Annotated in this window: 18 protein-coding genes; 6 read left to right on the top strand and 12 right to left on the bottom strand. The window is 55.3% G+C overall.

Features of this window, described 5'->3' with window-relative positions:
- Position 1: 1 nt before the first annotated feature.
- From DLM_RS06250 to DLM_RS22955, 6 genes are all read right to left on the bottom strand, one after another.
- Positions 2 to 844 (bottom strand): CheR family methyltransferase, encoded by an 843-nt coding sequence (locus tag DLM_RS06250; protein ID WP_089085448.1) that lies wholly within the window; start codon positions 842 to 844, stop codon positions 2 to 4.
- 4 nt (positions 845 to 848) lie between these two features.
- Positions 849 to 1,463 (bottom strand): HEAT repeat domain-containing protein, encoded by a 615-nt coding sequence (locus tag DLM_RS06245; protein WP_089085447.1) that lies wholly within the window; start codon positions 1,461 to 1,463, stop codon positions 849 to 851.
- A complete protein-coding gene (gene cheB / locus DLM_RS06240; RefSeq protein WP_089085446.1) occupies positions 1,429 to 2,553 on the bottom strand; it encodes a chemotaxis-specific protein-glutamate methyltransferase CheB in 1,125 nt (374 codons plus the stop codon). Before cheB ends, DLM_RS06245 begins: the two co-directional genes overlap by 35 nt.
- A gap of 19 nt (positions 2,554 to 2,572) precedes the next feature.
- Positions 2,573 to 4,141 (bottom strand): chemotaxis protein CheW, encoded by a 1,569-nt coding sequence (locus DLM_RS06235; protein WP_089085445.1) that lies wholly within the window; start codon positions 4,139 to 4,141, stop codon positions 2,573 to 2,575.
- 23 nt (positions 4,142 to 4,164) lie between these two features.
- The gene (locus DLM_RS06230; RefSeq protein ID WP_089085444.1) at positions 4,165 to 6,087 is read right to left on the bottom strand and encodes a methyl-accepting chemotaxis protein; all 1,923 of its coding nucleotides are present in this window, start codon (positions 6,085 to 6,087) and stop codon (positions 4,165 to 4,167) included.
- A gap of 151 nt (positions 6,088 to 6,238) precedes the next feature.
- A complete protein-coding gene (locus DLM_RS22955; RefSeq protein WP_145985777.1) occupies positions 6,239 to 6,571 on the bottom strand; it encodes a hypothetical protein in 333 nt (110 codons plus the stop codon).
- A 194-nt stretch (positions 6,572 to 6,765) separates the two neighbouring features.
- Between DLM_RS22955 and DLM_RS06225 the strand changes: the two genes are divergently transcribed.
- Positions 6,766 to 9,621 (top strand): methyl-accepting chemotaxis protein, encoded by a 2,856-nt coding sequence (locus tag DLM_RS06225; RefSeq protein WP_145985776.1) that lies wholly within the window; start codon positions 6,766 to 6,768, stop codon positions 9,619 to 9,621.
- Entirely contained in the window at positions 9,622 to 11,082 is a 1,461-nt protein-coding gene (locus DLM_RS06220; RefSeq protein ID WP_089085443.1) for a chemotaxis protein CheW, read from the top strand.
- 107 nt (positions 11,083 to 11,189) lie between these two features.
- Here DLM_RS06220 and DLM_RS06215 read toward each other — a convergent pair whose 3' ends face one another.
- The 4 genes from DLM_RS06215 to DLM_RS06200 all read right to left on the bottom strand — a co-directional run bounded on the left by DLM_RS06215 (position 11,190) and on the right by DLM_RS06200 (position 14,295).
- Positions 11,190 to 11,384 (bottom strand): hypothetical protein, encoded by a 195-nt coding sequence (locus tag DLM_RS06215; protein ID WP_089085442.1) that lies wholly within the window; start codon positions 11,382 to 11,384, stop codon positions 11,190 to 11,192.
- A gap of 295 nt (positions 11,385 to 11,679) precedes the next feature.
- Positions 11,680 to 12,357, bottom strand: coding sequence for a type 1 glutamine amidotransferase domain-containing protein (locus DLM_RS06210; RefSeq protein ID WP_089085441.1), 678 nt, complete (start codon positions 12,355 to 12,357; stop codon positions 11,680 to 11,682).
- Between the two features lie 48 nt (positions 12,358 to 12,405).
- The gene (locus DLM_RS06205; RefSeq protein WP_089085440.1) at positions 12,406 to 13,824 is read right to left on the bottom strand and encodes a coniferyl aldehyde dehydrogenase; all 1,419 of its coding nucleotides are present in this window, start codon (positions 13,822 to 13,824) and stop codon (positions 12,406 to 12,408) included.
- 39 nt (positions 13,825 to 13,863) lie between these two features.
- Complete coding sequence (locus tag DLM_RS06200) at positions 13,864 to 14,295, bottom strand: organic hydroperoxide resistance protein (RefSeq protein WP_089085439.1); 432 nt, start codon at positions 14,293 to 14,295, stop codon at positions 13,864 to 13,866.
- Between the two features lie 115 nt (positions 14,296 to 14,410).
- Here DLM_RS06200 and DLM_RS06195 point away from each other — a divergent pair, with 115 nt between their 5' ends.
- Positions 14,411 to 15,313 carry a LysR family transcriptional regulator gene (locus DLM_RS06195; RefSeq protein ID WP_089085438.1) on the top strand — a complete coding sequence of 301 codons (903 nt, stop codon included), beginning with the start codon at positions 14,411 to 14,413 and terminating at the stop codon, positions 15,311 to 15,313.
- Positions 15,314 to 15,484: 171 nt separating this feature from the next.
- Here the strand turns inward: DLM_RS06195 and DLM_RS06190 are convergent, their stop codons facing one another.
- Both DLM_RS06190 and DLM_RS06185 read right to left on the bottom strand, forming a co-directional pair.
- A complete protein-coding gene (locus tag DLM_RS06190) occupies positions 15,485 to 16,522 on the bottom strand; it encodes a LysR family transcriptional regulator (RefSeq protein WP_197715517.1) in 1,038 nt (345 codons plus the stop codon).
- Positions 16,519 to 17,964 carry an efflux transporter outer membrane subunit gene (locus DLM_RS06185; protein ID WP_089085436.1) on the bottom strand — a complete coding sequence of 482 codons (1,446 nt, stop codon included), beginning with the start codon at positions 17,962 to 17,964 and terminating at the stop codon, positions 16,519 to 16,521. Before DLM_RS06185 ends, DLM_RS06190 begins: the two co-directional genes overlap by 4 nt.
- Before the next feature lie 92 nt (positions 17,965 to 18,056).
- On the opposite strand from DLM_RS06185, the gene DLM_RS06180 reads away from it, so the two are divergent.
- The 3 genes from DLM_RS06180 (at position 18,057) to DLM_RS06170 (ending at position 22,939) form a co-directional block, all read left to right on the top strand.
- The gene (locus DLM_RS06180; RefSeq protein ID WP_089085435.1) at positions 18,057 to 18,674 is read left to right on the top strand and encodes a TetR/AcrR family transcriptional regulator; all 618 of its coding nucleotides are present in this window, start codon (positions 18,057 to 18,059) and stop codon (positions 18,672 to 18,674) included.
- 84 nt (positions 18,675 to 18,758) lie between these two features.
- Positions 18,759 to 19,874 (top strand): efflux RND transporter periplasmic adaptor subunit, encoded by a 1,116-nt coding sequence (locus tag DLM_RS06175; RefSeq protein WP_089085434.1) that lies wholly within the window; start codon positions 18,759 to 18,761, stop codon positions 19,872 to 19,874.
- Positions 19,871 to 22,939: an efflux RND transporter permease subunit gene (locus tag DLM_RS06170; protein WP_089085433.1), complete on the top strand. Its 3,069-nt coding sequence runs from the start codon at positions 19,871 to 19,873 to the stop codon at positions 22,937 to 22,939. Before DLM_RS06175 ends, DLM_RS06170 begins: the two co-directional genes overlap by 4 nt.
- Positions 22,940 to 22,971 lie beyond the last annotated feature (32 nt).

The raw sequence follows: 22,971 nt of genomic DNA, 5'->3' as shown, positions 1-22,971 counted from the left end.
TTCAACCGAAACGAGGTTTCTGGTAAACGATGGCATCCGGAAACTTGCGCACCGTGAAGAGTGGAGAAATACGGCTCATCGACTCGGAGTGCCCCAGACAAATGAAGCCGCCATGATTGAGAGAGTCGTAAAAGGTATCCGCCGCATCCTTGCGAGAGATGTCATCAAAATAAATCAGCAGATTGCGACAAAAAATGATGTCGATATTGCTGAAGCGCCGCGTGTCATTACGGTCATTCAGGTTGACCCGGCTAAACTCGATGGACTGGCGCAGGTCTTCGATAATCTGGTAGCGCTGATTGCTGTACGGTTCGAAATAGCGGTCCAGATAGGTTTTCGGCAGATATTGCAGCGAACGCATGCTGTATATCCCCTGTTTGGCCGAGTCCAGAATCGAGGTATCGATATCCGAGGCCAGGATCTCCACATCGAACTGTTCTATCTTTGGCCACAGCTCCAGCAGGAAAATGGCAATGGAGTATGGTTCCTCCCCCGACGAAGACGGAATGGACCAGATACGAATGGTGTCTCCTGGCTTCTTCTGTGCGGCCACCTCTTCCAGCATCGAGTTCACCAGGCAGTCAAACTGGTAGGACTCCCGGAAAAAGTAGGTCTCGTTCACCGTCATGTCATTGACCAGTTGCTGCAACTCCTCGCCACTGGCCTGAAAGCGCAACATGGTGAAATAGGTACGAAAGTTTTCCGAACCGGATTCCCTCACCCGTTCCGCCAGGCGCTTATCGACAAAGTAACGCTTGGACTCGTCGAAATAGATTCCTGTCTTGCGATAGAAGAATTCACGGAACTTCATGAAATCTTCTGTCGTGATCAGCGGCTGTGCCATGGTGCTATTCCTGACGGATGCGGGCTTTGGCCATGTCGACAGCAAAGCGGATGAAAGGGTCGTCGGCAAACCGGTTTGCTGCCGACTCCAGGGAGGCCAGGGCGTGTGGACTGCCGACCTCACCCAACAGGTCAATTGCAGTGGCCACGACATTGCAATGCATGTCCTGTTCCACCACGCTGATCAGCCAGCCCTCAACACCAGGATGCTTGAGCGACTCCAGAATATTGACCGTGAAAATGCGTACATCCGGGTCGACATCACGCAGCAGGGTTTCCACCAGACTGGCGGTGGCATCCGGCATTTCCTGCAATACCTCGATGACGCCATTACGCAGCATCGGATCATCGGAACGGAGAAAATCCGCCAGATGCTGCGCCACTTCGACACCCCCCAGGCGGCGCAGGCTGCCCAGCGCTGCATCACGCACAGCGCGATCCGACTCTGCCGGCAAAATACGGCACAAGGGCAGTACGGCTTCCGGATACTGGCCCAGCGCCAGTGCAGCTTGCCGACGTTCGTCGACGGAAACACTGGACAGCCGGGTAATCAGGTCGGCAAATGACAACGACTCTCCCGCATCCTCAATAGCCGGCGTGACACTTTTCTTGAGCGCCATGACGCTTCTCCCCTTGTTGGCACCAGGCAATAAGCTGGCTGGCAATGGCATGCGCTGGCAGAACAATGCTGGCGCCGCCGCGGCGCGCCAGTTCCATTGGCATGCCGAACACGATGGCGGTTTCCTCCGACTCGGCAATGGTCCGGCCACCATGCTGATGCAATTGGGTCATTTCATCGGCACCGTCATAGCCCATGCCGGTGAGCATGACCCCAGTCAAATGTGATGCGGGCAGACAGTCCATGGCCGAACGAACCATCACGCTAACCGAGGGATGCCATAACACTGCCGGGTCTGCCGGACGTGGCGTTGCCATCACCAGCGACTTGCGACGGGACAATTGCAGGTCTGCACCGCCGCGTGCAATGTAGATATTTCCAGCGCGCAAGGGCATGGCGGCGTGCACCTCCTGTACCGGGAGTACACAGTAGCGATCCATGCGCTCGGCAAAACTCTGGGTGAAGCCGGCCGGCATGTGCTGCACCACCACCACCGGGTGGGGAAAGTCGGCCGGCAGCTGGGGGAGAATCAGCTCCAGCGTTTTGGGGCCACCGGTTGATACCCCAATCAGTACCATGCCACTGATTTCACCATCGTCAACGGGTGCAGCGGCGGTGGGCGGGCTGAGTCTGCGTGGTCTTTGCGGCACGGCATCCACAGCCGGCTGTTGTGTGATTTTGCCCAGCCGTGCCGAGGCGGCAGCCCGTGTCTTGACGATCAGCTCGTCACGGATGCTGCCAATATTCAGGGAAATCGTTCCTTCGGGCTTGGTTACTACATCGACAGCGCCAAGTGCCAGGGCTTCCAGGGTTGCCATTGCCCCAACACGGGTAATCGATGACACCATCACCACCGGAGTCGGCCGGGCTGCCATGATCAGCGCCAGTGCCTGCAAACCATCCATCTGCGGCATGTTGACATCCAGCGTGATGACGTCGGGTTCCCACTCCATCAGCTTGGCAATGGCTTCTTTGCCGTTGTGTGCCGTTTCGGTCAGCATGTCTTCTTGCTCGCCAAACAATGTGGTCAGATGCCTGCGCATCAATGCCGAATCATCGACGACGAGTACCTTGATCTTCTTGCTTCCCATCCTCACCTCCTCCCCACCGTCAGGCGGGCTGCTCCAGTGACATTTGCAGCGAGCCGACCTCCCCGTCGTCCAGCAACATTCCCGGGTCTATCATCATGATCAAGCGGCCCTGCTTTTGCAGATTGGCCACCCGGCAGATCAGCCGGCTGCTTCCTTCACCCATGTCAGGCGCAGGCTCGAAGGCATGGCGGGGTACTTTCAACACTTCGGCAACGGAATCCACAATGAAACCGGTGCGCAAGCCACGCAGCAGATACACCATGATGCGCTGCCGTTCACTTCTTTCGATGGAGCCCAGCCCCAGACGCCGCCGCTGGTCAATTACCGGCAACACCGTGCCTCGCAGATTGATGACGCCCTCCATGTAATCGGGTGCGGTGGGCAGAAATGTCAGTTGCTCCGGCACGCGGACGATTTCCTGCACCGACATGATGGGCACACCGAATTCCTCCTTGCCCAGCCGGAACACCACCACCTGCTCGTCCTCGTCATGACTATCCGCATCAGCCACAAGACCGTCATCACTTGCCATATCACTCTCTCCCTCTTCTGCAGCATCGGTCCGCGCCAGCTCTACTTCATCGAACATCTGTCCGACATCCAGAATCGAAACCAGTCGCCCCCCATCCTCCAGCCGGCAAATGGCATTGATTTCGCGGGTCTCGCGGCGATTCCACATGCCCGGCACTTCATCAATCAGGTTGAAGGGCACACGCAATACTTCGCTGACACTATCTGTCACCAGACCCACCATCTGCTCACCACCAAGGTGAATCACCACCACACGGTCCTGCTCTCTATCCTGGTCGTATGGCATGCCAAACAATCTGCGCAGCGAGATGAGCGGCAAGAGTCGGGAGCGCAGAGTAACCACGCCCAGCTGTGCTGCCTCGGACTGCGGCACCCGTACCAACTGGCCATCCATCTGGACGATTTCCTGCACATCCTGGATATCAATGGCGTATTCCTGACCATCCACACTGAACGAAACAAGCTGACGTTCATCGTCGCTTTCATCGCGCAATATTTCCTGTTGCGATGCGGTCAGGGCAACTTCAGACCCACCATGCTCCTGTCGCAACTGAATACCGGAAAAATGACGGTCAATCAGAACCTGGAAATCAAGCAGCAGGATGAGACGTCCGTCCCCGTCCTTGATCACGCCTTGCAGGAACTCACTGCGTGCGCTATCCGGCAAGGTATCGGTAGACTGGATATCTTCGTCACGGGCGCTGACCACACTGGCCACGTGATCCACCAGGAAACCAAGTGGCATGCCCAGATTGATGACCAGTGCACGGGTTGCTTCATCCGCCGCACGGTCAGGCAGGCCAAACAATCTGCGCAGAGAAAGGATGGGTAACACCTTGCCACGCAAATTGGCCAGGCCGTCCAGGGCTGACGGTGCCAGTGGCAAGTGGACAATACCGGGAACCCGGATGATTTCCTGCACCGGAGCCATCGGGACGGCAAACAGCTCCCCCTCCACACAGAAGGTCACATAATGGCTGCCATCCGCACCACCAGCTTCATCATCCTGCGGTAGCGCCAGCTGCAGCTCGGCAGCCTGTTCATCACTTGTAGACATGGTGTCATTCCCCAGCTGATGGCTTAGCCGTTGCTCTGCAACTCATCAGCCAGAGAGGCGATTTCCTCGATTGCAGCCGACAGCTCCTCTGCGCCTTGTGCTTGCTGTTTGGCTGCCACACTCGCCTGCTCCGCCGCCTTCTCGGCTTCGGCGGATGCGCCGGCAATCTGTTCGACACCGCCTTTTACTTCACTCACCATGGCAACAATCAGCTGCGACTTATCCAGCGCTGACCTGTTGCTGGAAAGGATATCGGCAACATCGATTTCAATTTGCTGCATGTCCTGCACCACGACTTTGGCTTTGTCGGCCTCCGAGATGGCACCTTGCATGATTTCTTCGATATCCCGCTGCACAAAGCCGACCTGGTCCTGGATGTCCTTCACCATGTCCTTGATGCGGTCGGCATTCTCGGCCGAGTCATGCGCCAGATTACGGATATCCGTCGCCACCACCACAAAGCCCTTGCCGAACTCGCCTGCGCGCGCAGCTTCAATCGCACCATTCACCGCCAGCATGTTTGTCTGGATCGACACCGTGGTAATGGCATCCACAATCTTGTCGATACGGCGTGAAATCAGTGCCAGATCCTTGATTTGCTTGAGACTGCCCTGACTATCGGACACTGAATCCCCGATTACCTTGATAAGGCTGTCAATCAGCTTCTTGTTCTCATCCAGCAATTCCTGGATGTTGTTGGCTTTTTCCAGCGAGGATTGGCAGCGAGCCTCGGTCAGCTTCAATCCGGACTCGATCTGGTTGATGGCGGAAGATGATTGTGCAGTGGCTGCGGCCTGTTGCTGGGCACCTTTGCGAATCTGGTCCAGCGCCAGCATGACCTGGGAACTGGAACGGTTGATTTCCTGGATGCTGGCAGACAACTCTTCGGCGGCAGCCGCCACGTCTTCCGCGCTCTTGTTGATATCGGTGGAGTTCTTCAGCTCATCCGACAGTTCAGACAGACTTTGCGCGGCCTGCTCGCACTCGGACAGGGCCAGGCTTTGCTCGCCAACGGTTTTGTTGCTCTCCTCGCAAGCTGCAGACTGCTCTTCGGCCGCGGCTGCAATCGCCTCAGCGCCCTGCATGGCTTGCTCACCAGCCTTTTCCGACTCGCTTGCAGCATTCAGCAGGGTTGCGGCATCCGCGGCAATATCCTGACAAGCCAGGCGAATCACCTCCAGCTGGTTGGTAATCACAGTGCTTCTGTCTACCTCCTGCTCAATGGTGGTGGCAGCCTGATTGATACGGGTGGAAATCACATTGACTTCTTGCTGGATTTGCGAGACCAGCTCCTGGATTTCCTTGGCACTTTTTTCCGAGGTTTCAGCCAGCGTACGCACTTCATCGGCCACTACGGCAAACCCTTTGCCATGCTTGCCGGCACGTGCAGCTTCGATAGCAGCATTCAAGGCCAGCAGATTGGTTTGGTCTGCAATACGCGCAACTGCCTTGACGATATCGCCAATATTCGAAGCCTGGCGCTCCAGCTCACCCACCATCTGGGTCGAAGTCTTCTGCCGTTCGGCAGCCAGCCTGATATTGCCGATGGTCAGCGATACCGAGCCATTAATCTGGCGGGCAATCTGCTGCATGGCCTCTGCCTTGCCCTTGGCGGTATTGGCTGCGACTTTCTGCTCGGCAATATCCCGGCTCATATGGTCAATGGCGCGCAAGGACTGCTGGGCAGCACCGGATGCCTGTTCCGCACCACTTGCAATCTGGTCACTGGCCCGGCGCAGTTCTTCTGCCGCTGAAGCTGCCTGGTTGATGCCGGAAGCCAGTTGTGAACAGGCGGCAGCAATGCGTTCGGCCGCCTGTTGCTGCTTGGCCAGTGTTCTGGCCTTGCGACGCTGTGCTTCTGCCTCACGCAAACTGTTCTGACCGACCAGCTTCTTCACCTCCGGGTCGGCTTCAACCTTGACCGGTGTCTTTTTAACCAAAGCCATCTTGACCTCCCTAGCTCCCGCTAGCCGCTGATTTGAATGAAATTGGATGTTTTTAAATCATTTGATTAAAAAGCATCGGCACCATGCATTGAATAACTTACTTTTATCCTTGTTAGCAGAGCTGATTTAGTTTTCAAGAAAAACATTCTCGTCATAGATGTAACGTTGCTCCGTGCCTGAGCAGCTTGGAGATCAAGCAAATGGACGACTGTGACTTGTCATCGCGCCAAGCCGGAATGGCCAAGGGGTGTCCACATTCCAGATTGAACGAAACGGTCAGCACAGCTGCTGCTTCATCTTCATCTGCAACTGCATTTTCGAGAGGCATGAAGTGCGACTGGCTACTGTTAAGAGCGGCATTGCAAGGCAATGTCGGCACTGATCCCTGAATGCAGAAGAAGAGATGTGGAATGGGCGTTGGCTGACGAGATGTCTGCAAGATCTGCTGTTTTACCCGGGCGCGCAGGGGGGATGACTCAGACATGCAGGGAGCTGTCTTGTCTGCAAGCGGAGGAAGCAGTCATGGATGCCATCACTCATGCGCAGAGAATGCAGAATTGCGCAACTTGATTGCATTTATTTAAAAAGAAGTCAATTTATTGCCATTTCTGACAAATACATTGGAAAGTTGCACCGAGCGATGCTCCTGTCTATAGAACATCACAGGAGGTGCGCCACATGATCAATGAAGCCACTGCCCGCATCAGCGAGGCACTACGCATTTGCGGGGGAGAAGCCTCCAGTGAACTGCGGGACATATCCGAATTCTTCAAAGCCATCAACCGCAATCAAGCCATCGTGGAGTTTGATTTGCACGGCATCATTGTTGAAGCCAATGATAATTTCTTGCGCTTGTTTGGTTTCAAGCGGGATATGCTGATTGGCAAACACCACCACGCCATCTGGATTGAATCGCAGGTCAACAGCGGTGAATACGATGCACTATGGAAAGCCTTGTGCAATGGGGAGGCCGTCAGCGGCGAGTTTCACCGCAAGAAAGCCAGCGGCGAAGATATTTACATCCAGGCGTATTACAACCCGCTGCTCAATGAAGATGGTGCCCCCTACAGGATCATCAAATTCACAGCGGACATCACCGCGCGGAAAAAAGCCCAGCACGAAGATCAAGGCAAGGTAGCCGCAGTTGAACAATCGCAATGCGTTATCGAATTTGACCTGGATGGTCGGATCGTCGCGGTCAACGACATTTTCCTGAGGTTGATGGGTTACTCGCACGAAGGGGTAATCGGCCAACATCACAGCATGTTCTGCCCAGTAGAAGTTTCCCAAAGCGATTCCTATGAATCTTTCTGGAATGCGCTGCGTGATGGACGAGCTCAATGCGGAGAGTTCCAGCGTCTGAATCACCGCCACCAGCCCGTATGGTTGCAGGCAACCTATACGCCCATCCTGGGACTGGATGGCAAACCTTTCAAAGTGGTGAAGTACGCCACAGACATTACCGCAGCCAAAGAAAAAGCCCTGGAAGATGAAGGCAAGGTGAATGCGATTTCCCGCTCCCAGGGCGTCATCGAATTCGATATGGCAGGTATTGTCCAGCAGGCAAACCAGAACTTCCTGAAACTGATGGGCTATGAGCTGGATGAAATCAAGGGCCAGCATCATCGTTTGTTTGTGACTGAGGAAGAGGCAGAGAGCCCTGCCTATCGGGCATTCTGGCAGAAAATGAACAAGGGTGAGTTTGATGCTGGCGAGTATCTGCGTATCGGCAAAAATGGCAAGCGCATCTGGATACAAGCCACTTACAATCCTATCTTTGACTTGGAGGGAAAGCCGGTCAAGGTGGTGAAATATTGTAGTGACATCACTTCGGAAAAGCAGGATGCGCAGGAGAACCGCAGCCGTTTGAAGGCCGTCAGCGAAAGTCTGTGCTACGCCGAACTTGATCGTGAAAGCAATTTCATTCAGTGCAACGAACAACTTTGCCAGGTTCTGGGCTATACCCATTCCGAAATGCTTGGGAAGGGTTTGCAAAAACTGCTTTTTGAAGAAGATCAGGGCAGCGCAGCCAATCAGGACATCTGGCGCGAGTTACACCGTGGCCATGTCTACTGCGGTGAAATGCGCGTTCAGGCTGCAGGACGGCAAGAGGTATGGATCAGCCTTAACTTGACTCCCGTCACCGGCCTGGCAGGAGAATTGTCCAAAGTGATTCTTCTGGCGCGAGACATCACCAAAGAGAAACTGGAACGGCTGGAAACCGAGGGAAAACTGTCAGCCATCAATCGAGCCCAGGCGGTGATTGAGTTTGACCTGAGCGGTAAGGTACTCGGCGCCAATGATAATTTCCTGGCCTTGATGGGCTATCGCCTGGAGCAGATCCAGGGAATGCATCACCGGATGTTTGTTGATCCTCAAGAAATATCCAAAGCAGATTACCAGAACTTCTGGGAGCGTCTGGCGCGCGGGGAATTCTTCTCGGGCGAATACAAGCGGATTGCCAATGGCGGAAAAGAAGTATGGATTCAGGCTACCTACAATCCGGTTCTCAATCCCAGCGGCCAGCCAATCAAGGTGGTGAAGATTGCCAGTGATATTACCCAGGCCAAACTGCACAATGCCGAATACCGGGCCAAGGTAGATGCCATCAACGCTGGACAAGCCATGGTGGAATTCGACCTGCAAGGTAATATCCTGACGGCAAACCGTAATTTCCTCGCTGCCATGGGCTATACGCTGCGAGAAATCCAGGGGCATCACCACAGCATTTTCTGCACCGCTGAATATACCCATAGCGCTGAATATCGCGACTTCTGGTTAAGTCTGAGTGAAGGAAAGTTCGTCAGTGGCCGCTTTCACCGGGTGGGTAAATTCAGCCGCGATGTATGGATTCAGGCCACATACAATCCCATTCTCGATCTGAACGGTGCAGTCTGCAAAATCATCAAATACGCTTATGACGTCACCAAAGAAGTGCAGATGGAGCGTGAAATCTCGCAGAAATCACGCGAAATGGCAGACAGCGTCAGTATCCTGGTGGAAAGCATCAATATGGTGGCAACCCTCTCCGGACAAGCTTCAGTTCTTTCCGGGCAGGCCGCATCCGTGGCCAGTGAGGGAAGTCAGGCACTGGAACAATCCTTGCAACTGATTGCAAAGATACGCCGTAGTGCTGATCGCATCGCAGAGATTGTCGGTGTAATCAGTGAAATTGCCAATCAGACAAACCTGCTGGCATTCAATGCAGCCATCGAAGCGGCACGGGCGGGTCAGCACGGTGTAGGTTTTTCTGTCGTGGCAGCCGAAGTCCGCAAACTGGCAGAACGCTGCTCCAAAGCGGCACAGGAAATCACCGAGCAGGTTCAGCTGGCAGACGGCCAGGTAGATCAGGGCATCGAGGCCAGTCAGCGTGCCGCCAGCAACTTCAAGGGAATTCACCATGGTGTAGAGCAGACAGCAAGCAGCATTCAGGAAATTGTCGATGTTACCCGGCGCCAGGCAGAGCTGACCACGGAGGTAAAACACTTGATTACTTCGCTTGCCCGCAACAGCGGCAATACCGGGAGCAATTAAGTGGCATCCCGTCGCTACGGAATCTTTGCCGTCGACGATAGCCTGCTGGCACTCGATATCGAATGCCTGAGAGAAGTGGTGCCTTGCCCGGTACTCAATACCATGCCAGGACGACACCCAGCGCTGAAAGGTTGTTTCAGCCTGCGCGGTGTGCTGATTCCTGTCATCGATCTTCGGGATTTGATGTCAGCTGGAAGTGAGTCGGCAATACTGGATAACGTAGTTGTGGTCACCACACGCAATCGCGTGCTTGGTCTGTTGGCATCGGATGTTCAGCAGGTGGTCGATTGTGAAGCGCAACTGGTTGTGGATAGTGACAAGGAGCACATCATTACCGGCGGCTTCACCCTGCCGGGAGAACAGCGACCTGTCAGTGTGATTGATGCTGACAGATTGTGTGCCTTGCCGGGCATTCCGGTTACCGAGCAAGGGCAGGCCAAACCCGACATGGCGGATAACAACACCATTGGCAGTACAATCCATCATCTGATGCTGATGAGTAGTGGTGGGGTGCCGCTTGCCATTGACGCCACCGTTGTTCACACCATCATCCTCAACCCTGTCATTGAAAGCTCACCGATAAAGTCCGGTTTTTGTCTGGGCATCATCCGTTATCAGAATTTGCGTATTCCCGTACTCAGTTTGCTCGGAGCATTGGGCATAGACCAGCCAGGCGCGCCTCCCAGGCAGGCCTTTGTCATCCGCTATGATGATTGCTATCTTGCATTTACCGTTGAAAACATCTTCGACGTCGTCAAACTGGAGCAGTTTCATCCCATGCCACTGCCAGCACGCTCTTTCAAGGAGGCTGCCAACTTTATTGGAGTGGTGTCTGTCCGTGATTTACCGGTCGACACGCTTGGCATCAACGGCGACAGCCAGCAACACTTTCTGTTGATTGCCGATACCCAGCTGCGCAACCGGCAAACACTGCGGGATATCGCTCACATCACCATGCCGGATAAAGCTGCCCAAGCGGATACGCTGCAAGCAGCAGATGGCTCCGGAGGAAAACAAACCCTGCATGTTCTGACTGTGGACGTGAATGGTGAGATTGCCTGCCGGGTGGATCAAGTCTTGCAAATCCTGCCATGGTCTGAAGGTAAATTACTGACCTGCTCCGGAGGGAAGCAGGCAGGCCTGGTCGTCAGTCGTGAACAAGCCATCCCGACTTTTTGTCTCAGCTCGGTACTAGGCGTGGCACAATCCCCTGTCAGCAATACCGCCAGTATTCTGGTGGTACAAACAGAATGCGGCATCGTCGGTTTTTCAGTACCCCGGCTGATTACCATCGACAATGGCCGCCCGATTCCTCAGGCAGAATCATCATCAACATCAGACGAAAAAGCATGGGTAGCAGATGCTGCATCAGGCCATGTCTCACTGCAAACAGCCCATGGACCTCGTTTACTCACCTTGCTTGATTTGCAAAAACTGGGGCAATACTGCCTGAGCCAATAAAAAACAGGCTGCATTGCGAGTACTGGCGCGATAATCCGGGGCCACCGCAAAGTGCTGACAATTCTTGGTGCCATTCAAGCAAGTGCGTTACCAAGCAGAAGTAAGAATCAGCTGCTTTGTGCTGTTTTTTCCAGACAGCGCAACGCTTCCTCAGCCAACTCCCATTTGTCCGCCAGCAAGAATAACTCCATCGCACTGATCTTTCCTTGCCGGAAAGCCAGATGCCCACTTTCCATGGCTGCAAATGCTTTGCGTTCAAGAGTGGCAGCTTCCTGGATATGCAAATCATCAGGTATCGGCATCAAGCATCTCCTTGGTTCAAAAGGATGCAAAGTAAACCGAACTTGGCTTACTTAAACTTGAGAATTGAGACAAGCATACCGATACCATTGAAATGAAAAATACGTAAAATGGATTAATTTCACAAAAAACCATGCAAATATTCATTTTTCTTGAGTTTGGCCGCGTTTAACCAAGAATCGGCATACTCGCACGATTCTGATAATGAGTTACCCCAAATAACCATTAGTACTTCACGTTCACTCTTTGACAATCGAACAGGCGCTACATCAGTGGCGCCTGTTCGATTTCTTTCTATTAGCCAAGCATTTGCAACAGCACTTGCGCAACACCTTCGGAGCTTGCCGGATTCTGCCCTGTGACAAGGGTGCCATCTGTCACGATGAACGGTGCCCAGTCCGGGCCCTTCTGGTAGATGGCTTGCAGATGCTTGAACTCATCCTCAATAAGGAAAGGCACAACATCAGTCAGCTCAACCGCATCTTCTTCGCTATTGGTAAAACCCGTCACCTTGCGACCAGCCACCAGCGGCTTGCCATCACGGGATTTGACATGACGCAGTACACCAGGGGCATGGCAAACAAAACCAATCGGCTTGCCAGCACGCTCAAACGATTCGATCAGTGCAATGGACTGTGCTGATTCCGCCAGATCCCACAAGGGGCCGTGACCGCCGGGGTAAAACACCGCATCGAAATCCTCATGCCTTACCTCGGTCAAGCGCACGGTACTGGCCAGTTCCTGCCGGGCCTGCGCATCAGCCTTGAAACGGTGAGTCAGTTCGGTCTGGAATTCTGGCAGGTCGCTCTTGGGGTCCAGCGGTGGCTGGCCACCTAGCGGTGATGCCAGCACCAGTTCCACGCCAGCATCCCTGAATACATAGTAAGGTGCTGCAAATTCTTCCAGCCAGAAGCCGGTTTTCTTACCGGTATTGCCAAGTTGATCGTGTGAAGTCAGCACCATTAATACTTTCATGCTCGGGTATCCTTTATTGAGCGGCCAGTCTGCGGCCGGATTGCAGTGTCATGCGGTTTGAAAGAAGGCTTTTATTGCTGCCAAACCGTCTTGATGCGGAGCCCGCAGCCGCAGATTCGAAGCACCGTCCTCGCTTTGCACCACCACAGCCTTGGCGTGGCTAAAGCGTTTGAAACCATGCAGGCCGTGATAGGCCCCCATACCAGAGGCACCTACCCCACCAAAGGGCAAGCTGTCGATGGCAGCATGGGTCATCACGTCATTGATCACCAGGGCACCGGATGTCGTCTGCAGGCTAAAGCGTTGCTGTTTGTCCTGCTGATGGCCAAAGTAGTAGGCAGCGAGTGGGCGCGGGTGTGCATTGATGTATTGCAGCGCGGCATCAAAGCCGGGAATGCTCATCACCGGCAGCAACGGGCCAAAAATCTCTTCTTGCATGATGGCCATGTCGTCGGTGGCATCCAGCACCAGATGCGGAGCCATCTTTCGGCTATGCGGATCGGCATCAGCCTCCCCTGCCGCAGCTAGGCTGATGATGGTGGCGCCTTTTGCCCGCGCATCTTCCAGCAAACCCTGCAGCCGTGCGAAATGCTGCGGACTGATGATGGCGGTGTAGTCCGGATTGTCCTGAAAACTGCGGTAGCTGCTTGCGACAAAGCGCTGCGCAGCATTCACCAGGCCGGGCAAATGCGCTGGCGTAATCAGCAAGTAATCCGGCGACAAGCAGATTTGGCCAGCATTGAAGGCCTTGATGGTGAGCGTACGGGCGATGGCAGTCTCCAGATCCGCATCCTCATCTATCACTACCGGGGATTTGCCACCCAGTTCCAGGGTGACTGGCACCAGATTCTCAGCCGCAGCCCGCATCACGTGCTTGCCCACAGCCGTGCTGCCGGTGAACACTAGGTGATCGAACGGCAAGGCACTGAATGCCCGGCCAATGTCCGCATCGCCCTGCACCACCACCAGTTCGTGCGGAGCAAAGTATTGACCTACCAGCTCGGCCAGCAGGTCCGAGGTGCGCGGTGTCAGCTCGGATGGTTTGAGCATGGCGGTGTTACCGGCAGCAAATACGCCCGCTAGCGGTCCGAATGCCAGGTTGATGGGGAAATTCCAGGGACTGATCACCCCCACCACACCCAGGGCTTGTTGCTCGATCCGGGCCTGCATGCCAGGGCCGCCAGCTTCCACCACTTGCGGGCGCATCCACTCACCAACATGCTCGGCAGCATGTTGCAAGCCCTTGATGGTGGTGACCATGTCGACCAGCAGTGTCTGATACTGGCTGCGGTGGGCAAAGTCGGCGCTGATGGCATCCGCCAGTGCCTGATGGTTTTCCTGGATCAACCGTACGCTACGCTGCAGACGGTCACGTCGCAGTTCCAGGCTGGCCGGGCCAGCGGCCAATTGTGCATTTTTCATTCCTTGCAGGATGCTGAGCAAGTCTTGCTGTACTTGAGTGTCCATGTGTGGTTTCTCTTTGTTGGAGCAGATGAAGCAGCCAGGTCAAAGCACGTGTAATGCAACGTCGATGTTGCCTCGCACTGCATTCGAGTATGGGCAGGTGGCGTGTGCAGCGGCGACCAGCGCCTCAGCCTGCTCCCGCTCAATGGCCGGCAGCTCGATACTCAGGCTGATGGCCAGGCCATAGCCGCCTTCAGTACGCGGACCAATTCCCACCTGGGCAGTAACGCGGGCATTGTCTGGCACCTTGGGATGCGCTCCCTTGCTCAGCGCCGACACTGTTTTCATGGCGCTGAGAAAGCAGGCGGCATAGCCAGCTGCAAACAGTTGTTCCGGATTGTTGCCAACATCCTTGCCACCCAGCTCACGCGGCAGGCCCAACCAGATATTCAAAGAGCCATCACGGGTACGCGCATAGCCATCACGACCGCCGGTTGCAGTGGCTTCGGTTTGATACAGAACATTACTCAGCATGGTTATCCCCTTGATTGGTGTGCATTTCTGCGATGGGGAAATCATAGGGGAGACTGGTATCTGGCCGCCAACAAGGGTATTTTGGCAGGGGTATAATTTTTTTTATGGGCAAGCCATGTCGCTCGTTCGTCTCAGAACCTTTATCGAGGTGTACCGCCAGCACTCGATCAGTGGCGCCGCCAGAAGCCTTAACCTGACCCAGCCGGCGGTGTCGCAACATATAGCCGGTCTGGAAGTTGCCATCGGGCGGCCCTTGTTTGAAAGGCAAAGCCAGGGCGTGCTGCCGACTGCTGCGGCAGATGAGCTGGCTGCAGATATCGGCGACAAGCTGGATGCGGCAGAGGCGGCCCTGTCCACGGCGCGGGCACGCTCGGCCGATATCGCAGGCAATCTGCATATCATCGGTCATGCCGACTTCCTGGCGGAAAAGCTGGCCCCTGCCCTCGTTCCCTTGCTCCAAGAGGACATTCGTGTACGACTGCATGCTGGCGATGGGCCGATGGTGACGCAGATGCTGCTGGAGGAACACTACGACCTGGGCGTCTCTGCTCATCCAGTCACGGATACCCGGCTGAAGGGAGAGCTGATACTGAGTGACCGGATTATGCTGGTCGCCGCGCCAGAAGTTGCCCGACGGCTGAGAACTGCCAAAGATCTGGGAGTGGCGCTGCAGGCTGAACCCTTGCTCGCCTACAATCTGGAGCGCTCCCTGATTGACCACTGGCTGGAGAAAAACCGCATTCATGCACCAGGGCTTATCCCGGCACTGACCGGTCAGGATCTGCGCGGCTTGCGCAGCCTTCTCAGCCAGGGGTTTGGCTGGACGCTGCTGCCGCACTATTTGTGCAAATCACATTTGCAAAGTGGCGAGCTGGAGGAAATAGCCCCTCCGCTGGGCCACACGGAAATCCGCTACTACCTGATCTGGCTGCCAAGTAAATTACGCAAGCCACGCGTGGCACATGCGCGACAAACACTGCTGTGGCAACTGGCTGAAAAAACAGGAAAGACAGAATAAGCGGATGGCGGGGATGGCCTGGTGTCGCAGCATCCGCAACCGCATGTTCAAACACTTGCACTCAAGGGTAGTTCAGTCCGGCATTGCTGCCAGCTTCCGGGAATATGGACAAGACAATTCCCGGTACCGAATTGAGCGGCCTGCCACACAATACATTCCATGCACTGCTCGTCAACCAGAGTACTGTTCAAGTACATCCATAGCGACATTCTGTGCATGAATATCGGAAAACCTGCTCGACAAGTGGTCTATGCAAGCCTTGATGCGGGGGGAGATCAACGCACGATGGTGGTATTGCATTACAAGCTGACAAGGCCCCGGGTCGTGCTTGCCCAGTAACAGGACCTTCAACTGTCCGCGTTCAAGATAAGGCCATGCATGCTGTACCGCTACTTGCGTAATGCCCATATGCCGGACAGCTGCTTCAGTCATTAGCTCAGGCGATGACAGGGTCAAGCTGCTGTGGGCAATATCCAGCGTGTGAATTTCGTCATCCCGCTCCCGGAACATCCAGGGGCAAACCTTACCCGCGGAAAAGCGCCTTGTAATCAAGCGGTGACTGACAAGCTCTGCCAATGTTTGCGGTACACCAGCCTGAGCAAGATAAGCCGGTGATGCCACCAGAACCATCTGCAGATGACAGATAGGTCTGGCAATCAAGCTTGCATCCTCAATATGGCTGCCGCGTATCACGATATCGTAGCCACCCTCAGCCACATCCACGACCCGGTCGTCAAAATCAATGTCGATTGCCAGTTGCGGATGGCTGGCAAGCAAGTCGGACAAGGCTGGCAGCAGATGCTCACGGCCAAAGGCAACCGTACTCAACATACGAAGCTTTCCGCTGATTGCATTCTTATCCTGCCCAATGGCATCGGCGGAAGAATCCTGTGAATCCAAGGCCAGGCGTGCCTGCTGCAAAAAGGCAGCGCCTTCTTTGGTCAGGCTCAACTTGCGTGTGGTACGGTTAAGCAGCCGTACGCCCAATGCCTGCTCAAGCCCCGCCACATTCTTGCTGACTGTGGCATTGGAGACACCCAATTTCCGGGCAGCCGCCGTAAAGCTACCGGCGTCCACGGTATTGACAAAAGACAGTACCGAACGCGTACGCTGCGATAAATCCATAGCGGTTTCCTCGGTCAGATCTATGCTCTGTAATGCGGTATGAACCAGAAAATGACAGACATGCAGTGCAGATAGTGGTGTCATCCATTGACTGATGGAGTCCAGCCACCACCCAATGCTTTGAATGCTGCAACTGCTGCACGTGCCGCTTCTGTGCGTGCCTGGGCCTCGGCATCGGAGGCACTGAGCAGGCTTTCATCTGCCTGCAGTACCTCAATCAGACTGACCAGCCCGCTTTGATAAGCCGCAAAAGACGCTGACCGGGCCCGGCCAAGGGAATAGACCCCTCGCTTGAGGACTGCAGACTGCTCTTCCCGCTTGGCCAGTGCCGAGTAGGCGTTTTCCACATCTTCTGCAGCATGGAGCGCGGCCAGTCGATAAGCCGCCAGCATCTCCGCTTCCTGCCCCCTGGCTTGATCAATCTGGGCATTGATCCGGCCAAAGTCGAACAAGCGCCAGCGAAGCCCCAGCATACCTGTAGCCTGGCTGGCACCACTGGTAAACACATTACCGGAGGACACGGCCGTTGCACTGCCAACAAGGCCGGTCATGGAGAGCTTGGGATAGTACTCGGCAATGGCAACGCCAATCCGTGCACTCGCTGCAGCCAGCCGGCGCTCCGCCACGATGAGATCCGGCCTCCGTCGCAGCAATTCACCTGGCGTTTCAGAAGTGCTGATGCGAGGGGCAACCGGAATATCACTCATGACGGCCAGCTCTGCACGATGGGTACCGGGGGGGGACGCCAGCATCACATCAAGTGCATTCATCGCAGCATCCAGCCCGGTTTCGAGAACAGGTACGGAAGACTTTACTTGAGCCAGCACCCCTTCTGCTTGATCCACCTGCAGTTCGGGAGCCAATCCTTTGCTGTAAAGAAGCTGAATCTTGCCAAGCAGTTCTTGCTGTTTCTGTACCTGTCGCCGCGCGATATCAAGGCGGGTTTGCAATCCACGGATACTGATGTAGATGTCGGCAGTCTGGGCCGCTACTGCCAGACGAGCAGCGGCAGCACCTGCTTCCGAGGCCTGGTACTCTGCCAATGCTGCTTCCCGGCTGCGTCGCAATCCACCAAACAAGTCAACTTCCCAGCTTGCCCCCAGATTGACCTCGTAATCGTTGCCAAAGCGGTTAAAGCCGGGTTGTGCATTCAAGACCTGTCCCAGGGGCGTTTCCACTGACTGGTAAGCCCTGCCGGCTTGTCCGCTGATGTTTCCAGAAGGCATCAGCGCAGCATTGGCGGCCCCCAGTCCCGCCCGTGCTTGCACTACGCGGGCGGATGCCTGTGCAAGGTCGAGATTCTGCGCCAATGCCAGCGAGACATATCGACTCAGTTGCTGATCCTCGAACGCAGTCCACCATGCTGTCAGGTCAGTATTGGCAGCAGCCTGCTGCTGTGCGGCCGAGCCAGCGCCAATGTAGTGGTCAGGAAGCGATATTTTGGGCCGGACATAATCAGGACCAACTGCACAACCAGCAAGCAGACTGGCTGCCATGAACAAGGCAAGAGGATGCTTAATCAACACGGGCCGACTCCAAATCAGGGTGAACTATAGTGACCATAATACATAATAGTCACTCATTGTCAATTTTGGGGCCCCTGTGTAAGCTATGCCTCATGAAAAATACACAAGCCTCCACCGCGGCCTCCCGAGGCCCGGCTGATCACGAAGTACGCAATCAAATCGTGGCCGCTGCCACCGAGCACTTCAGTCTCTATGGGTACGAAAAGACAACCGTATCCGACCTTGCCAAGGCCATCGGCTTCTCAAAGGCTTATATCTACAAGTTTTTCGAGTCCAAGCAAGCCATTGGAGAGATGATCTGCGCCAACTGCCTGCTTGAAATCGAAAATGATGTCCGGGCAGCAGTAGACGAAGCCGAAGGCGCACCGGAGAAGCTGCGCCGGATGTTCAAGACCATCGTAAAATCAAGCCTCAGGCTGTTTTTCCAGGACCGGAAGCTGTATGAAATAGCTGCCTCTGCTGCAGGTGAACGCTGGGCCGCCACCGTTGCATACGAACAACGTATTCAAGGCTTGCTGCGAGATATCCTGCAACAAGGTCGACTCAATGGCGACTTTGAACGCAAAACACCTCTGGATGAAACGGCCAAAGCAATTTATCTGGTCCTGCATCCCTATCTGCACCCGCTTATCTTGCAGTACAACTTCGACAACACCGAAGAAGCACCTGCACACCTGTCGAGTCTGGTACTGCGCAGCCTGGCACCATAGCTGCTCAATACGATAGTGACTATTGACTAAATTAGTCACAAGAATAATACTGAAAGTCCCGATTATTTCGTCAAAGGGACTTTCATGCCCCGGCATCGCCTCACCATCTCAACTCTCATCTGCGCATTGCCGTTTGCCCTGGTCGCTTGCGGCGAAGAAGCACAGACAGACCCTCGTACCAATACACCCTTGGTACGCACAACGCTTGTTCAGGAAAGCGTCCCTGACGCACGCACTTTCACCGGAACCATCGCCGCCCGGATACAGAGCGATCTTGGATTCCGTGTTGCGGGCAAGGTATCGGAACGTCTTGTTGACACCGGCCAAATCGTCAGGCGCGGCCAGGTGCTGATGCGGATAGACCCTATCGATCTGCGGCTTGCCGCCAACGCACAGCAAGAAACGGTATCTGCAGCACGGGCACGGGCACAGCAGACTGCCCAGGATGAAATCCGCTATCGCGAGTTACGTGGAACAGGTGCCATTTCAGCTTCAGCCTACGACCAGATAAAAGCAGCAGCCGATGCTGCAAAAGCACAGCTGAGCGCAGCAGAAGCACAGGCAGACGTTGCCAAGAATGCCAGCCGTTATGCCGAGCTGATCGCAGACGGAGATGGCGTGGTGATGGAAACGCTGGCAGAGCCGGGCCAGGTGGTTAATGCAGGACAACCCGTCGTGCGCATCGCGCACGCAGGTCGCAGGGAAGCGCTGATTCAGTTGCCGGAAACCATACGTCCCGCCGTTGGCTCTGTCGCACAAGCCACGCTGTTCGGCAAGGATGATGTCAATGTACCGGCAAAACTGCGTCAGCTCTCTGAGACGGCAGACCGCGTAACACGCACCTTCGAGGCACGTTATGTGCTGGATGGGGAGCTGGCCAACGCCCCCCTGGGAGCGACGGTAACCATCCGGATCCCGGAAGGCCGGACCACTGGCAATGCAGGCTTGCAAGTCCCCATCAGCGCACTGTTTGATGCGGGCAAAGGGCCGGGCGTATGGGTTGTTGATGGTCATCCGGCCAAGGTTTCGTGGCGTCCGGTCACCATTCTCAAGCTTGATGACGACGGAGCCCGCGTAACGGGAGGCATCAATCGCGGCAATCGCATCGTGGCGCTTGGTGCCCACCTGCTCCACGAAGGAGAGCAGGTCAAGGTGGCAAGTACCGCGACTGGCACTACAGCAGAAGGAGTGAAGCCATGAGCGACAGTCGATTCAATTTGTCGGCTCTGGCAGTACGTGAGCGTGCCATTACACTGTTCCTGATCATCCTGATCTCACTGGCAGGGCTGGTCTCGTTTCTTAAACTGGGCAGAGCAGAAGACCCTGCCTTTACCGTCAAGGTGATGACGATTGTCACCGCCTGGCCAGGCGCTACAGCACAAGAGATGCAAGACCAGGTGGCGGAAAAAATCGAAAAACGCCTGCAGGAACTGCGCTGGTACGACCGGACTGAAACCTACACACGCCCCGGACTGGCATTCACAACGCTGACCTTGCTGGATAGCACGCCTCCTTCAGAAGTAAAAGAGGAGTTTTACCAGGCACGGAAAAAAGTTGGAGATGAAGTTCAGAACCTTCCTTCCGGCGTCATGGGCCCCTTTCTGAATGATGAGTATTCGGATGTAACCTTCGCCTTGTTTGCCCTGAAGGCCAAAGGCGAGCCGCAACGCGTACTGGCCAGGGATGCAGAAACCCTGCGTCAGCGCCTGCTGCATGTGGCCGGGGTCAAAAAGGTCAATATCATTGGAGAACAGGCAGAGCGGATCTATATCGAGCTCTCCCACGATCGCCTGGCTACCCTGGGAATCAGCCCACAGGATGTATTCACTGCGCTTAACAACCAGAATGCGCTGACACCTGCCGGTTCAGTCGAAACCAAGGGACCTGAAATATTCATCCGCCTGGATGGTGCCTTCAACCAGTTACAGAAAATTCGTGACACCCCGGTAATTGCACAAGGCCGTACGCTGAAGCTGTCTGACATTGCCACCGTAAAACACGGTTATGAAGATCCTGCCACCTTCATGATCCGTAACGGCGGGGAGCCGGCCTTGCTATTGGGCGTCGTGATGCGCGACGGCTGGAATGGCCTGGATCTGGGCAAAGCGCTCGATAGCGAAGTCAATGCCATCAATGCGGAACAACCGCTGGGCATGAGCCTGTCCAAGGTTACCGACCAGGCGGTAAACATCCACAGCGCAGTTGGCGAATTCATGATCAAGTTCCTGGTCGCCCTGCTGGTGGTGATGCTGGTCAGTTTCATGAGCATGGGCTGGCGTGTCGGCCTGGTGGTGGCAGCGGCAGTGCCACTGACACTGGCGGTCGTCTTTGTGGTGATGGCGGCAACCGGCAAAAATTTTGACCGCATCACCCTTGGCTCACTGATTCTGGCACTTGGCCTGCTGGTGGACGACGCCATCATTGCCATTGAAATGATGGTGGTCAAAATGGAAGAAGGCTATGGCCGGATTGCTGCTTCCGCCTATGCCTGGAGTCACACGGCAGCACCCATGCTGTCCGGCACCCTGGTCACTGCGGTGGGCTTCATGCCCAATGGTTTCGCCAGATCGTCTGCGGGGGAATACACCAGCAATATGTTCTGGATTGTCGGTATCGCGCTTATCGCCTCGTGGGTGGTTGCCGTGGTATTCACCCCCTATCTGGGCGTCAAGCTGCTGCCTGATTTCAAGAAGGTTGAAGGTGGGCATGCCGCCATTTACGACACGCCACGCTATAACCGCTTCCGCATGCTTCTGGGACGCGTCATCGGCCGCAAATGGATAGTCGCTGGCGGAGTGATTGGCTTGTTTGTGGTTTCCATACTCGGCATGGCATTGGTGAAGAAGCAATTCTTTCCTGTTTCTGACCGGCCGGAAGTGCTGATTGAAGTACAAATGCCGTATGGCACAGCCATATCACAAACCAGCTCCGCCACTGCCAAGGTTGAAGCATGGCTCTCCAGACAAAAGGAAGCCAGAATCGTCACCTCCTATATTGGTCAAGGTGCTCCCCGCTTCTATCTGGCCATGGGGCCTGAACTCCCGGATCCCTCATTTGCCAAGATCGTGGTGCGTACCGATAACCAGCTTGAACGTGATGAGCTGAAACAGAAGTTACGCCAAGCCATCGCCGCAGGTCTGGCACCTGAAGCGCGCTTGCGTGTCACCCAGCTGATTTTTGGGCCCTACTCACCATTCCCGGTTGCTTACCGCGTTTCTGGTCCTGATCCGGACAAATTGCGCGGGATTGCCGACCAGGTACGTCAGGTACTGGAATCCAGCCCGATGATGCGCACGGTCAACACCGATTGGGGAGTTCGCGTCCCGACCCTGCACTTCACCTTGCAACAAGACCGGTTGCAAGCACTGGGGCTTAGCTCCAGCGCAGTGGCCCAGCAACTACAGTTTTTCCTTCAGGGGGTGCCTGTCACTGCGGTACGCGAAGATATCCGCACGGTTCAGGTAGTGGCACGTTCTGCAGGCAATACGCGTCTGGACCCGGCCAGAATCAACGCCTTTACCTTGGTTGGCATGCACGGTGAACGCATTCCGCTATCACAAGTAGGCAAGATTGAAATGCGCATGGAGGAGCCGATTCTGCGCAGACGCGACCGCGTGCCCACCATCACGGTACGGGGCGACATTGCCGATGGCTTGCAGCCGCCCGATGTATCAGCAGCCATCACCAGACAGCTGCAGCCGATGATTGTCACGTTGCCAAGTGGCTATCACATCGAGGAAGCCGGATCGGTAGAAGAATCAGGCAAGGCTACCGCAGCCATGATGCCCTTGTTCCCCATCATGCTGGCGGCGACGCTTTTCATCATCATTCTCCAGGTGCGCTCGCTATCCGCCATGGTGATGGTGTTCCTGACCAGTCCACTTGGCTTGATTGGCGTGGTCCCGACGCTCTTGCTGTTCCGGCAGCCTTTCGGAATTAACGCACTGGTCGGATTGATTGCACTTTCAGGCATCCTGATGCGCAACACATTGATCTTGATAGGACAGATCCGGGAAAACGAGCACGCAGGGCTAGACCCGTTCAGGTCTGTCGTGGAAGCAACCGTACAGCGTGCGCGTCCCGTCATCCTGACCGCCCTGGCAGCCATCCTGGCGTTCATTCCGTTGACGCACTCAGTGTTCTGGGGAACCCTGGCCTATACACTGATTGGCGGAACATTCGCAGGAACCATCCTGACGCTTGTATTCCTGCCAGCCATGTATTCCATCTGGTTCAAAATCAAACCGGTTGCACAAGTCAGCTGAGACAAGCGGCCAATACCAAAGAAGCTGCACCG

The sequence above is a fragment of the Aquitalea magnusonii genome, from assembly GCF_002217795.2.
Classification (GTDB): domain Bacteria; phylum Pseudomonadota; class Gammaproteobacteria; order Burkholderiales; family Chromobacteriaceae; genus Aquitalea; species Aquitalea magnusonii_B.
The sequence above is the reverse complement of the archived record's forward strand: the minus strand, read 5'-3'. Positions and strand labels throughout refer to the sequence as shown.